12 protein-coding genes are annotated in these 12,747 nt (G+C 35.8%); all 12 read right to left on the bottom strand.

The genetic code is table 11. The features are described 5' to 3' along the window. Window positions 1-311 precede the first annotated feature (311 nt). Window positions 312-683, bottom strand: a complete 372-nt coding sequence (locus BMY57_RS05970; RefSeq protein ID WP_091773118.1) for a DUF423 domain-containing protein — start codon at window positions 681-683, stop codon at window positions 312-314. Window positions 684-700: 17 nt separating this feature from the next. Beyond that, window positions 701-1,003 carry a DUF5327 family protein gene (locus tag BMY57_RS05965; RefSeq protein WP_091773117.1) on the bottom strand — a complete coding sequence of 101 codons (303 nt, stop codon included), beginning with the start codon at window positions 1,001-1,003 and terminating at the stop codon, window positions 701-703. A gap of 52 nt (window positions 1,004-1,055) precedes the next feature. Continuing rightward, window positions 1,056-2,411, bottom strand: coding sequence for a sodium-dependent transporter (locus BMY57_RS05960; protein ID WP_369678849.1), 1,356 nt, complete (start codon window positions 2,409-2,411; stop codon window positions 1,056-1,058). 174 nt (window positions 2,412-2,585) lie between these two features. Then, entirely contained in the window at window positions 2,586-2,717 is a 132-nt protein-coding gene (locus BMY57_RS16265; protein WP_256205253.1) for a hypothetical protein, read from the bottom strand. A gap of 198 nt (window positions 2,718-2,915) precedes the next feature. Further along, window positions 2,916-4,163, bottom strand: a complete 1,248-nt coding sequence (locus tag BMY57_RS05955; protein ID WP_091773115.1) for a helix-turn-helix domain-containing protein — start codon at window positions 4,161-4,163, stop codon at window positions 2,916-2,918. Between the two features lie 93 nt (window positions 4,164-4,256). Then, window positions 4,257-5,492, bottom strand: coding sequence for an aminopeptidase (locus tag BMY57_RS05950; RefSeq protein WP_091773114.1), 1,236 nt, complete (start codon window positions 5,490-5,492; stop codon window positions 4,257-4,259). Window positions 5,493-5,610: 118 nt separating this feature from the next. After that, complete coding sequence (locus BMY57_RS05945) at window positions 5,611-7,002, bottom strand: L-cystine transporter (protein ID WP_091773113.1); 1,392 nt, start codon at window positions 7,000-7,002, stop codon at window positions 5,611-5,613. A gap of 152 nt (window positions 7,003-7,154) precedes the next feature. Then, window positions 7,155-8,225 (bottom strand): hypothetical protein, encoded by a 1,071-nt coding sequence (locus tag BMY57_RS05940; protein WP_091773112.1) that lies wholly within the window; start codon window positions 8,223-8,225, stop codon window positions 7,155-7,157. A gap of 91 nt (window positions 8,226-8,316) precedes the next feature. After that, window positions 8,317-9,114 carry a TerC family protein gene (locus tag BMY57_RS05935; RefSeq protein ID WP_091773111.1) on the bottom strand — a complete coding sequence of 266 codons (798 nt, stop codon included), beginning with the start codon at window positions 9,112-9,114 and terminating at the stop codon, window positions 8,317-8,319. A gap of 376 nt (window positions 9,115-9,490) precedes the next feature. Beyond that, entirely contained in the window at window positions 9,491-10,609 is a 1,119-nt protein-coding gene (dctP, locus tag BMY57_RS05930) for a TRAP transporter substrate-binding protein DctP (RefSeq protein WP_256205252.1), read from the bottom strand. Between the two features lie 91 nt (window positions 10,610-10,700). Beyond that, window positions 10,701-11,975: a TRAP transporter large permease gene (locus BMY57_RS05925; protein WP_091773109.1), complete on the bottom strand. Its 1,275-nt coding sequence runs from the start codon at window positions 11,973-11,975 to the stop codon at window positions 10,701-10,703. Window positions 11,976-12,002: 27 nt separating this feature from the next. Then, window positions 12,003-12,587, bottom strand: a complete 585-nt coding sequence (locus BMY57_RS05920; protein WP_246247161.1) for a TRAP transporter small permease — start codon at window positions 12,585-12,587, stop codon at window positions 12,003-12,005. Window positions 12,588-12,747 lie beyond the last annotated feature (160 nt).

Raw genomic sequence — 12,747 nt, 5'->3', positions numbered from 1 at the left:
AATCTTTAGTTTTTTGCTCAATTTCTTTAATTAATTCATCAATATGTGCTGAACTATAATCTAAGATTTTATCCTATATATGATTAGGGAACATTTCCTTTATATCTTCTATATAATAACTTCCATCCACATTCACATTAACATAATTATCCATTTTTTTATTTTAAACAACCGAAATTTGATATGCATAAATGGCTTATTTCCAACAAAAAATGACTACTAAATTAAGTTATAATTTAGTAGTCATTTAAAGTTACATTTTTAATGTTTTTGATAGGTTAAAGAAACCAACTATGTTCGTCCAGCCCCTCTTACCCTACTATTTTCATAATACTAAGCCCTAATAGAACCCATCCTACTAAAAACGCTACACCACCAATTGGTGTGATCATGGCAAATGTTTTGATGCCACTTAACGAATAGATATAAAGGCTTCCTGAGAAAAGTATAATCCCAATTAGAAATGTCCATCCAGCTGATACTAACATTGAGTGATCGAAACGTAATAACATCATACCAGCAACAAAAATTGCGATCGTATGGAACATTTGATATTGAACGGCCTTTTCCCAAGTGTTTAACATTTTTTCGCTAATTTTTCCTTCAAGTCCGTGTGCTCCAAATGCACCTAAAGCAACTGCGAGGAATCCATTTAATACTCCGATGAGTAATAGTGCTTTCATATTCTATCCCCTCTTTGTTAAAAGTCAAAGATCGAATCACCGTTTGCATCATCATCCTCTAAAAGGCGACCTTGATCAGAATCTTTCTTTCGAATACCCATCATTTTAGCTTCTGCATCTGTCATATCTACTTTCTTTGAAGATGAGATCACTGCCGTTTGAGGCTTCTCTCCTATATCTTCATAAGAATTGATGACAACATCAGCCAAAGACTTAACCACATGCATCTTAGCTAAAACTTGTTGATGATCAGTATTCTCATTAAGTTGTTCTAATTCTTTCTTCATCTGGCGGATAATCGCATGATAAGAAACGGTCATCAAAAAATCCTCCTAGATTTTACTCATAACTAGTATAACACGGACATAAGGTTTACGCAGTGTATCCAAATATGTTCGCAATCACAATGATAATCATAACGACTGGAACGATAATTTTAATACTAATGTACCAAATATTAAACATTAGTGGATTTTCAATTTCACTATTTTTCTGTGCCTGCTCACGGTTCAGGTACCAACCGACAAAGAGAGCCATTAATAGAGCTCCAAATGGTAAAACAAAGTTTGCGGTTAGGTAATCAATCATACCAAGAATATTCTGTCCACCTATTGTCACGCCACTCCAAATACCGAAACCTAATGAAGAAGCAATACCTAATACAAAAATAATAGACGTACATAGGTATGTTGCTGCTTTTCTAGACATTCCAATTGTACGCTTGAAAAATGCCACTGGCAATTCAAGTAACGAAATAGCCGACGATAATGCGGCCATGGTTAATAGAACAAAGAATATGATTCCGACAACATTTCCTAGCGGCATGCTAGCAAAAATACTCGGAAGGGTAATAAATACTAATGGTGGCCCTTCATTAACCTCTAAACCAAAGCTAAACACCGCAGGGAATATCATAATACCCGCGATAACTGCAAAAACGGTATCCATAACACCGACACCGATAGCTGCTCCAGGTAAACGATCCTTCGCTTTTAAATAACTAGCATAGGTCAACATTCCTGAAACCCCAATACTGAGTGAGAAGAAGGATTGCCCTAAAGCCGTTAAATAAAGCTTAGGATTAGATAACTGTGACCAGTCTGGTTGGAATAAAAAGGTGACCCCTTCTAATGCTCCATCTAAAGTTAAAACATAACCTGCCATAAAAATCATTAATACTGCCAGAACGGGCATTAAAAAGGCGTTCGCTTTTTCAATACCGCCTTTAACTCCTCGAATAACAATAAATAACGTTACTCCTAAGAATAATGCTTGCCATAATAAAGGTAAAATAGGATTGGAAATCCATTCATCAAAGACCATTCCATATCCACCATCTGGTTCAGACCAATAAGCACCTGTTAAATATTTATATAAATAAAATAAAGACCAACCTGCTACCACACTGTAAAAGCTTAAGATTAAAATACCACCTATTACTCCCATAAAGCCTGTCCAGTGCCATTTAGTATTAGGTGCTAAATTTTGAAAGGAGCCAACTGCATCCTTTTGTCCAGCCTTACCAATACTAAATTCATTTAATAACAACGGAATACCAATTAAAAATACAAACGCTAAATATACTATTAAAAATGTTGCTCCACCAAGCTCACCTGTAACATAAGGGAAACGCCAAATATTCCCTAACCCCACAGCTGACCCCATGGCAGCTAACATAAATCCTAGCCTTGTTTTCCATTGATCTTGATTTTGATTCAACTGTTTCACCTCGCTTAAGACAACTTTTATTAATATAGCATATGATAACGCTATCAACAAAGTAAAAATTTAGCACATTAAAGTTTTTAATCAAAAAAAGGTTTGATTAAAAAAACTCGCCGAGAATGGCGAGTCAAGGTTCTCTGTGATAAAAAACACTGCTATAAGTATAGCAGTGCCAAATTAAGATTTTTTTATGCGGTCTTCAACTTTATGCTTTTGCCAAACCCAAATCACAAAGTCTTTCTCTTTAGGACATAAATTTCTTCCTAATTTAGATTCGAAATTATTGACAAAACCATCATACTTCAGCATTCGACTAGCTCCTCCCCACATCTACAAAAATAGATACCCACCACTAATATATTTTAAAGCCAATAAAATATGACATATATGTATGTCACTGCTGAAGAATTACAACCATCTTCATTATAAACATAAAAAAATCATTTTGTGAAGTGTATTTTTTGAAAATTTAAATTTTTGTTAGGTTTTGATTATGATTCGGTTAAATTATACTCCAAAAAAACGTTTTCGCTGTTCATCTGCTGCCATAAAAATTTCAGCTGCTTTCTTATACTTTTTCATTTTATAAAGAGTATGACCTAATAATTGATAGTAATACCTTAGATCAAATGCCTGACCAGTAAGTCTAAAAAATGGAATGGCTCTTTTTGTTAAATACTCTACTAATTCTTTTTCTTTCTCTTCTATAATGAGTTTTAAAACTTTAAATTTAACAAGGTAATAGTTTAACTCATGCTCCTTCGCAATGGATTCACCTTTTTCTATTAAGTCAAAAGCTTTACGTTCTTCTCGCATTAAATAATAGGCATGAGCTAATAAATAACGAGAATGCATGAGTTCAGTCTGGTTCACATTAAGTTCAAGATTCTTATTTAAGAGTCTAATTGCTTCTTCGAAATTCCTTGATACAACATGAATCAAACTTAAATGAAAATATATTTTAACGGTTGAATTCGGGTCAAACTTTTGATCAATCAGCGAAACTAACCGATCTAATTGCTCTTTTGCTACGTTGTATTCATTTACAAATGTGTGATTGGAACTTAAAATAATCTCACACTCAATAATTCTAGAATAATAGAGTTTTTCTTGTAAAATTCTTAAAGCACGCCGAGCATATCCATTTGACGTTAATATATTTTCTAAATGACTATTTACAACTGCTAATAGAATGTATAATTCCGGGTCCTCATGATCTGGTATTAGTGACTTGGCTTGCAACAAATGACTTCTAGCGTCAATAAAAAACCCTTTATTGATTAAATAATCACCTATAAATTTATGAAAACTATAAGGATCAACTTCTTCAAAAATCTCATCATACTCTGCAACTAGTTCATGTAACTCATCTGCTTGTCGTAACTCTTTCATCATCAACAAATAGCCAAACTGGGCTAATATACACAAGAATTCTATATCATAGTGAAGTTCGTCACAATTGAGTTCGGATATTTTCTTATTTAATTTTTTAGCATTAGGTATATCATGTTCATGAATAGCTGTTAAAAATTGATGAACCATTTCTTCATGATTAGGTTCAATAGAATTGGTTAGTTTCATTTCCGGGATTTTTAATCGTTGGGCAATAGCAACTAGTATTTCATCATTGGCTTTTATTTGATTGTTTTCAATTTTACTTAACTGTGTAACCGAACAAATATTTTCTGCTAGCTGTTCTTGTGTTAAACGATTTTTATTTCGATGCCACTTAATCAATTTCCCATCTAATTTCATAACTATACCATCTTTCTATTTCTAAAATTAACCTGTTTGGCGTTAGCCCTCTTAAAAAGGATGAGAGCCGTGTCCCATCCTTCTTTTTAGCCTTTACACTATGGCCCAATCACCATTTTCGATAATAGGTTCTTTTTTGCCATCTTTCGTTACACCGTAGACTGTTAAATCTGCTGATCCAATCATGAAGTCTTCATGGACAAGACTTGTATTAATTCCTTTTTCTTTTAACTCTTCTTGTGACATTTTTTCCCCATCTCTAACATTTGTCGGATAAGCTTCCCCTAATGCCAAGTGACAAGAAGCATTTTCATCGTATAGAGTGTTATAAAAAATTAACTCTGACTGTGAAATTGGGGATGAATGTGGGACAAGCGCAATCTCCCCGATACGAGTTGCACCTTCATCCGTGTCTAATAAATGTTTTAATGTTTCTTCACCTGTTTCTGCTTTATAATCCACGACTTTACCATTCTCAAATGTTAGGGTAAAACCATCAATTAAATTACCATTATAATTTAATGGTTTAGTGTTAGTAACTGTACCGTTAATACCTTCACGGTGTGGTGCAGTATAAACTTCTTCTGTCGGCATATTAGGATTAAATTCGGCACCGTTTTCTGCCACAGCACCGCCACCGGCCCAAACATGATTTTCAGGAAGTTCTACCGTCATATTGGTCCCTTCTGATTGATATTCTAAGGAATGGTACTGCTTATCGTTCAAATAGTCACGAATTTTGTATAACGTTTCATTATGATCTTTCCAAGCTTGAATAGGATTTTCTTGATCGACTCTTACAATCGAGAAAATCTGCTCCCAAAGTGAGGTTACCGCTTCATCAAGACCTTTATCCGGAAAGATTTTCTTCGCCCATTTATCTGTTGGTACAGATACAATGGACCACTGGACTCGATCGTTCATAATATACGTTTTATATTCACTTAAAGCCTGGCTTTTCGCCTTCGTTGCTTTAGCAACGCGTTCTGCGTCAATGCCTTCTAATAAATCAGGATTAGGTGCATAAATCGTTAATAGCGCTCCACCTTTTTTAACATGGCTCAGCTGTTTCTCAACAAACCACTCTGGAACGTCCTCTAAAATATGTAAAGGTTCACGTTCATATCCCTTTCTAATTAACACTTCATCTGACCAGTTAACTGTAACACCTTCTGCTCCCGCATCATAAGCTACATCCACAACATAATGTACAAATTCACGTGCTTCAATTGGAGCATTGATAAATAATGCTTGTCCTTTTTGAATATTGACGCCTTTTTCTACCGCTAATTTTGCGTATTTAGTAAGCTGTTCTTTCGTCGGAACCATTTTGTCACTCCTCGATCACATTTTTCTTTTATTATTTCATATTTTGGAATTTAAAAAAAGTTTTTTAAATAAAACGATTAAAAATAGGTAACCTTCCTAAAAAAGGTTACCTATTATATTATGATACTTCAGATAGATCGATTTCATTCGCATCTTTGTCATTAAATCGTTCTTTATCTAAATTCCCTAATATTTTAGATGTGATCGTTCCTGACGTCATTGCACCGTTAACATTCAGGGCAGTGCGTCCCATATCTATTAACGGTTCAATAGATATTAATAACCCAGCTAAATAAACTGGTAAATCCATAGCTGATAGAACAATCAGAGCAGCAAATGTGGCGCCACCACCCACTCCTGCTACACCAAAAGAACTGATTCCAATAATGATGACTAACATGATTAAGAAACTAGGATCTAACGGGTTAATGCCAACAGTTGGCGCAATCATTACAGCAAGCATTGCGGGATAAATACCAGCACATCCATTTTGACCAATCGTCGCACCAAATGATGCCGACATATCTGCTACTCCATCCGGTACTCCAAGGTTATTCTTTTGTGTTTGAATGTTTAATGGAATCGTACCAGCACTAGAACGTGATGTGAAAGCAAATCCGAGTACAGGTAGAACTTTCTTAAGGTAAGTAACCGGATTTAAACCAGCAAAACTAATGAACAATAAGTGAATGACAAACATAATGATTAAGGCAACGTATGACGCTGCAACGAATTTGGATAGTTCAATAATTCCGCCTACATCTGTTCTCGCGACTGTATTAGCCATTAAACCTAAGATACCGTATGGAGTCAGGCGTAAAATTAATGTAACGATTCGCATAACAACACCATACACAGCATCGATCATCTTGGTAAACATTTCTGCTTGTTCTGGTTTCTTACGTCTTAATCCCAATACTGCTATACCAATAAAGGCTGAGAAAATAACAACAGCAATTGTCGATGTTGCTCGATCACCAGTCATATCTTGGAATGGATTACTTGGAATAAATTCTAATATACGTTGAGGCGTTGACATATCTTTTACATCACCTAAACGCTCTTCTAGAAACGCTCCACGTTCTTCTTCAGATTGACCAGCTTCAATTTGATCAGCATTTAAATCAAAGGCAACAGAAGTACCAACACCTATCACTGCTGCAATCATCGCTGTCCCTACAAGTATACCAATGATCCAACCGGACATTTTGCCAAGCTGTGATGTTTTCTCTAAATTTGTAATGGCTTTAATAATCGACACCATAACTAACGGAATAACAATCATCATGAGTAATCGTATATATCCAGAACCAACCAGCGAATACCAGTCGGTTGTACTTGATACAACACTACTGTCACTTCCGTAGGCAACCTGTAAAAAGATCCCTAATAGAACACCAAAGCCTAGTCCAGTAAAAACACGCTTACTAAACGATACATGCTTCTTTTGTAATTGATATAGAACTGTAATTAAAACCAGCATGATCGCAATATTGACTATAGTTAACATTTTAACTCCTCCCTCTTTTACATATATATTATATAATTCCTATAAGTTTACTAGACATTAATACATTAAAGTCATTTTTTCTTAAAGTCAAATAGATCGCTTAATTTTTAGAACAAAATAAAAAACCAGCCCAAAGACTGGTTCTCTGAATATTAATGTTCAATCCAATTATAAATTCGTGCGGCTACACCTTTCATAAACTCATCATCTAACGCCTCTTGATAAATTGATTCAAATGAACGTTGACGATCCTGAATTTGTCTCAGACACTCTGTTGCTTGTTGAGTCAGCATTTTATAATTATTTTTCAGTTCTATAATTTTTTCAGCATGTTCATCATCAGGTGACCCTTCTACAAATAACTCATACACATCAAATATTTCATCATTAGATCTTTGTGGTTCATGTTCGTGGGGAGACGTAGCGTCAAAAACTGCAATACCTAATTCTCTAAATATGGCCATATCAAGGCTTTCTGGATTAAAGCCACAATGGTACACTTCGACGTCAATGCCTCGATCAATGGATTCATCCACTAATTTTTTCAACATCGTTGATTTACCTGTTCCTGACCTTCCTTTAATGAAAATTCTCTTTTCGACATCTGATGTTAAATCTAACACAAAATCCATTGGACCCTCTGGTGTCGCTGCACCTAAATAACGATGATCTACTGAAGATTCTTTATTAAGCTTTGTCGCTCTAAATATAGATTGTTTTAATTTTTCCGTTTCCGAATTTGCTTTATCGAAATTTAAATGTTGAATATAGATCTTTTCGACTTCCTCATGAGCATCATGCGCTTTTTTGAAGTTTTCAAAAGCTTGTTGGTAAAGATCTTGAATGTCTTTTCTAGATTGTGTTAATCGATCTTGATTCTTCTTTAAATATTCATAATCAAACCCCTCACCTATATAGATGACATTCTCAAAGAGCTTAGGAAAGCTTAGACGTTTTACATTCGCCTTCGAACGATCTATCACCGCAAGACGTTTATCTGGTATAACAATTGCTTCTAACATAGTTGGTTCAATATGGTTATAGACACACCCTACTTCACCTTGTTTCTCATATTCATTTGCTATTTTTTCTAATGTTAGGTGAACAATCGATGTGAATCCACCTTCAACGTACATAACTCGATCGAGATTATTGATTAGCTCATCATAGAAGCGGTAATACCCTTTTGCTGTCGTTCCACCGAGAAAATACTTTCTTATCATAAATGGCCCCCCGTAGCATTAGTCGTTGTATTATTATATGAGGGGTACGACATAAAAAGAACTAACCCAAAAGGTTAGCTCTTTTTTCTACTTATTCTTTGATCTGTTCGATTTCCTCCTCATCAATTTCTTGTTTTCCAGAAGAGAACCATCCAATAACAGCGATCGTGACTAGTACGATATAGAACGCTAATTTCCACCAAGTCGAATGAGCAAAATCATATGGTATTAAGCCGATATCTTCATGCGATAAGGTAATAACTGCCAATTTAATCCCTACCCAACCAACGATGAGAAAGGCTGCTGTTTCCAATCCAGGTCGTTTCTTCAATAACTTAACAAAGTATGTTGCCGCAAACCTCATAATAATAACCCCGATTAAACCACCCATTAAAACGACTAAGAATTTACCACCATCCATGCCACCAATTTGAGGTAATGGGGTTGATGGTAACGCCATTGCTAAAGCGACGGCTGCTAAAATAGAGTCGACAGCAAAAGCAATATCCGCGAATTCCACTTTTGCAACGGTCATCCAAAAACCTGTACCTTTAGTATCCTTCTTGGCGTCCGCTTCTTCAGGGGTATCCTTTTCCCTCTTTTTAAGCCGTTTCTTAATCAAATGATTAATCGCAATGTATAATAAGTACGCTGAACCTAAAGCCTGAACCTGCCATACATCAACTAAGAACGAAATGATAAATAAAGACCCGACACGTAATACAAATGCTCCAAATAAACCATAAAATAACGCTTTTTTACGTTCTTTTTCTGGCAGGTGTTTGACCATAATAGCTAATACTAGTGCGTTATCTGCTGCTAAAACTCCTTCTAAAGCTATTAATACGAGTAGTACCCATCCATATTCAAGTAATAATCCTGCATCCATTTCACAATCGCTCCCTTACCTTTGTAGTTTGAATACAAACATAGGCTTTTTATACGGAAAATTTTATTTGTTAGCTACACTAGATGTTTTAATATGTTTACCCAAAATAAAAAAGCCTTTACCGCGAAATTGCGATCAAGGCTTATAAAATATAAAAAACCTTTACGCAATCACCGTTCGCGTAAAGGTCTCGCTTACAACATTTATAACGTTGCCGTTACAGCCGGAGAATTTCCCTCGTCATGACGACTATAACGTATTAAGCTACTCCCCTTTGGAGAAGTATATGTTTGTATTATTAATTATAAGTTGATCATCCTTAAGTGTCAATCCTTTAAAAATAAATAGGCCAGGTTGTGAAAACCTGGCCACATTATTATTCACCTGTAATTTCAGCAATTTCTTCTTTTAACTTGTCATATAAGTCTGGATCGATTCCTTCTACTTCATTTCGGTAGAATTCGTGAACAGGTTCAGCTGCTTCTTTAAACTCAGCAATCTGCTCATCTGTTAGACGGATAATTTCAGTGTCTTCTTCAATTGCTTGAAGACCTGCTTCGTTTTGTTGCTTCTGCTCATCGAATACCCATTCTTGCATTTCTGCGACTGTTTCATCAATTAAATCTTTTTCGGCATCTGAAAGGCCATTATACCAATCCGTATTAACAGTCGTCATGGCAATATAGTTATTATGGTTCGAAATGGTAACCGTATCTTGTACTTCGTGGAAACTTGCTGATTCAATAAAGAATAGTGGGTTTTCCTGTGCGTCAACTGTTTCACGGTCTAAAGCTGTGTATAGCTCACCCCAGCTTAACGACTGTACAGTTGCACCATACGCGTCATAAGTCTCACGCATTAGTGGCGACTCTTGAACACGCATGTTTAGACCTTCCCAATCAGAAGGTGACTCAATACCTACATTACTAGTCCAAGCCATGGATCCTTCCGTCCAGAAAGATAAAGGTGAAATATTATGCTCTTCATATTTTGCTCTTAAATCTGTATTTAAAGCTTCACTATTTGTTAATACTTCCTGAGTTAATTCAGGGTCTGCCGGGAAGAAATAGTGTAGAGAGAAAATTTGTCCATCAGGCACCTGTCCTCCTGTGAAACCCGGTGACATAACGGCCATTTCAACACCGCCTTGTTGTAAAAGCTGTGCTTGGTTAACCTCACTACCTAATGCCCCATATTCTAAAGGCTCAACAGTGATTGCTCCATCTGTTTTTTCTTCAATACGGCTAGCAAATTCTGCCGCATATTCGTACTGAACTTCACCTTGAAGCTCCTCAGTTACGATTTGCCATTCTTGTTCTTCAAATTCACCATCGCCAGAGCCTTCGCTTGACTCACCTTCAGACTCTTCGTTTGATTCTTCTCCACCGTTAGCTTCTTCTCCACCGTTAGCTTCTTCGCCACCAGTACTTTCTTCACTATCTCCACCACCACAAGCGGCTAAGAATAAGCCTAGTGAAAGGATTGCAATTAACATTACTAAAAGCTTCTTGTTAAAAATAACCATTACCCCCTAATAATTTTGTAATAATTTTATTTAAAGTGCTTTTGAAACACACTTTATAACTTTAATCAATTAGAACTAATGATAGTTCTGGGAAGAGAATTAACAATGCTCCAATCGCTAATAACATAATGATGTATGGCGGTGTACTCTTAATAACTTCCCAATAAGGTTTTTTAAACACCGCACTGGCTGTAAAGATATCCACGCCAAAAGGTGGTGTGGCTGACCCTAATGCTGCCTGGAACGTAACAATGATTCCTAAATGTATCAAGTTAACGTCTGCTGCTGTAGCTGCCGGCACAAAGATTGGAGTTAAGATTAGTATAACCACAATCGGGTCAACAAACATACACCCAATAAAGAAGAATATACTTACGATAATTAATACATATAAAGCACTTGGATCAGATCCTAATACAGCTTCAGTAATCTGCTGTGGAATTTGAGCATAACCTAACACCCAAGTAAATAACTGTCCACCAGCAACTAGAATAAATACAGCTGATGTGACTAAGCCTGTTGATAATGCAATACTAGGAATTTTCTTAAACGGAATTGTTCTATAAATTAACACCTCTAAAATTAATGCATAAAGCACTGATATCCCTGATGCTTCAACAGGTGTAAACCAACCTTTATAAATCCCACCAACAATTAGTATGGGAAAACCTAATGGTAATAATGCTTTTCTAAAGTATTTAAATCTTTCGGACCAATTGGCTTTCGGAGCCAATGGAATGTCTTTTACTTTTGCATAAACGATACTATATGTAGCAAATGCTAAAAAGACGATAATACCTGGAATAATCCCTGCAATAAATAAATCACCAACAGATACTCCAGATCCAGCTGCTAATGCGTAAATAATCATCCCAATACTAGGTGGGATCAACAAAGCAACATCACTCGAGTTAATAATTAAAGCCATGGCACTCGAGTCCTTATAACCAACTTTTAATAAACGTTCTCTCATCGGTCGACCAACTGCAACAACCGTTGCTTGCGTTGACCCAGAAATGGCACCAAACATTGTACAAGAAGCTGCTGTTGTGACGGCGTAACCACCACGAATATGACCAACGAAAGCACCGACGAAATCAAGTAAACGTTCAGACGTTTTACCAGCCGTCATTATGTCTGCCGCAAAAATAAATAGCGGTACACATAATAGCACTGGAGATTCAATGCCGGTTAATAATTGCCCCATCAGTAAGTCCATTGTTACTGTTGAATTATAAACTAACATGACGATTAATGGCCCTAAAATTAAAGGGATCATCATCGGGAAGTTCAACAGTAAGAATATGGCCATAATGGTAATTAAAGTAGTTAACATACTATTGTCCTCTCCACTTTTTCTTTGTTATATAGAAGAAATATCTTCTAATTTAACGTCCTTATCTTTGTCATCGTTATAATCGACCGCATCCGTACCTAAATAAACCTTATCTGACGCTTTCTTCGTAAAGTTTACAAAGGTATTACGTAAAAACTGAATTCCTGCCACGAGAAATCCAATTGGTAGAAAAACAGCCATTAAATACCTTGGTAATTGTAATGAAGTCGTAATAGCTCCAGTGTTATATTCAAACATTACGTATTGATATGTATAATAAGCCATTACAAACATGATGATGGCTGTTACAAAATTAATGATAATCATCATAACTTTTCGTACTTTAAACGGCGCAAAGTCATAAAATGCTGACATACTAATATGACGACCTTTTCGCGCAGCATAGCCAATTCCCATAAAAGTAGCAATCACAATCGCAAATTTACTTACTTCATATGCAAAGTAAAACGCTCCAGAATTAAATACTTCACGAGCAATAACATTCCCCACAATCATAATTGCAATTAAAATAATGGAAAAACTTAAGATAAATTCTTCCAACTTCATAAAAGCCCGATCGACTTTTTGAAAGATTACTTTTACTATATTCACTTTTGTCCTCCCCTCCAGGTCAGGTACACATCTATCCATCATTTTTTGAAAATTCCATGACTTGTCTATTTAATGATATCTAAAAAAACAACTATCACACAAACTCGGTATAATCGGATATAATAGAATTATCTTTTCTATAAACTTATGTCTTGAACTA

This window comes from Piscibacillus halophilus, from assembly GCF_900110685.1.
GTDB lineage: Bacteria > Bacillota > Bacilli > Bacillales > Alkalibacillaceae > Piscibacillus > Piscibacillus halophilus.
The sequence above is the reverse complement of the archived record's forward strand: the minus strand, read 5'-3'. Positions and strand labels throughout refer to the sequence as shown.